We start from the raw sequence: 973 nt of genomic DNA, 5'->3' as shown, positions 1-973 counted from the left end.
GTCTTGCAGGGGCTGGTTGGCGGTCGCCGGCTGGCCGAGGAAAAGCAAGGCGCGGCCTGGGGCGAGGCGGATTTCGGTGGTGCCGAGGGCGAGGGCGCTTTTTGCGAGGGCGATGATTTTGTCCGCTGGGATGCTGCCATAGGGCAGGCCGATGCCGAGGGCGAAAGTTTCACCGGCCAAGGGGAAAAGCCCGATAGGTTTGCGCGAGGCGCCCCCCTCTGTCCTGCCGGACATCTCCCCCTCAAGGGGGGAGATTGCGCTGTCACCGATGGTTTCGCCAATCTCCGGTGTTGTTGAAAAGCCAGCGTCGAAGCCGTTGATCTCCCCCCTAGAGGGGGAGATGTCCGGCAGGACAGAGGGGGGCGCCGTAGAGTGCCAGCTTGCGAGAGACTCCAATTGCCGCCCCGACAAATCCCGCGTGTGTGCGTCCCGGCCTTTCTCGGCAACCATCCGCAGCGCCGCGACAGCAATGTCGCGTGCCGCATCCTCATCCGCCACGGTGAGCCGCTTGGCGGTCCGCCCGTCCCCCGCGACGGATACAAGCCAACGGCTGGCTGTATCGGCTCGCACCGCCCTCAGCCGCACATCGGCCGTTACCGCATCCAGCGTCAGTTGTCCGCCACCGTCAACGATCACCGAAACCTTCGGTCCCAGCCGCTTCGTCAACCCGGCTTCCTCGACGGCCACGCGAATCTCTTCCGCCATCGGCCGGGGATCGGCGATCTCCTGCGGGTCAATGCCTGCCAGCGGGCCGGTCTCGACCGGCACCCCGGTGCGCACCGCGATTCCCAATGCATCCACCTCCGCCGCCAGCAACGCAGCGCTGTCCGCCGTGAGGCCGCGTATCTGCAGGCTGCCGCGCGCGGTGACTTCCATGATGCCGTTGCCGTGCCGCAAGGCGGATTCGGCGATCCCGATCAAGAGCTTCGGCGACAACCCTCCGGAGGATGGACCTCCGGCGACCGGGTTCAGG

1 protein-coding gene is annotated in these 973 nt (G+C 66.9%); it reads right to left on the bottom strand.

From position 1 onward, the window contains the following. Positions 1-973 (bottom strand): precorrin-3B synthase (gene cobG, locus EOA36_RS36125; RefSeq protein ID WP_127281295.1); only part of this gene is annotated, 973 nt, incomplete at both ends.

It is taken from the genome of Mesorhizobium sp. M8A.F.Ca.ET.021.01.1.1, assembly GCF_003998025.1.
Classification (GTDB): domain Bacteria; phylum Pseudomonadota; class Alphaproteobacteria; order Rhizobiales; family Rhizobiaceae; genus Mesorhizobium.
The sequence above is the reverse complement of the archived record's forward strand: the minus strand, read 5'-3'. Positions and strand labels throughout refer to the sequence as shown.